We start from the raw sequence: 556 nt of genomic DNA on the forward strand, positions 1-556 counted from the left end.
TCTAGGGTCTAATTGAGAGGTGATTTATGGCTAAACATCGTAATCCAGCGTACACCGAAGAGTTCCGTAAAGAAGCAGTTCGCTTGGCCAGTCTTCCTGGCCGAACAGCCGTCTCCGTTGCCAAGGAACTGGGTATCAGTGCTCAGCAGATCCGGAACTGGAAGCGCCAGTTCACACGCCTATCTGATAAACAGTTTAACACCTTAGATGGTGTCGACTATTCGAAGAAAGAGTCCGAAGAGCTTCGAGCGCTAAGGCGCGAGAACAAGAGACTCAAAGATGAAATGGAATTCCTAAAAAAGGTCTCGGCGTACTTCGCGAAGCAGCAAGAGTGAAGTACGAGTTCATTGAAAGCTATGTCGGTGAGTACTCCATTAGCTTAATGTGCCGTACGTTAGAGGTGAGTCGAGGCGGTTACTATAAGTGGTGTCATCATACGCCGAGTGAGCGTTCAAAGCGGCGAAAGCGCTTTGAACAGCTCGTCATGTGTACCTTTGCCCAATATCGGGCACGTTACGGCTCAGTGCGAATAGCAGAAGAGCTAAACGAAGCAGGC

1 protein-coding gene and 1 pseudogene are annotated in these 556 nt (G+C 49.3%); both read left to right on the top strand.

Annotated features, from left to right (window positions below; all coding sequences use genetic code 11):
• The first annotated feature begins 26 nt into the window (after window positions 1–26).
• Entirely contained in the window at window positions 27–335 is a 309-nt protein-coding gene (locus R7P74_RS28435; RefSeq protein WP_004413754.1) for a transposase, read from the top strand.
• Window positions 332–556: pseudogene (locus R7P74_RS28440) on the top strand (hypothetical protein); the annotation flags it as partial. The gene R7P74_RS28435 and the pseudogene R7P74_RS28440, both read left to right, overlap by 4 nt.

It is taken from the genome of Vibrio sp. 2033 (assembly GCF_033339735.1).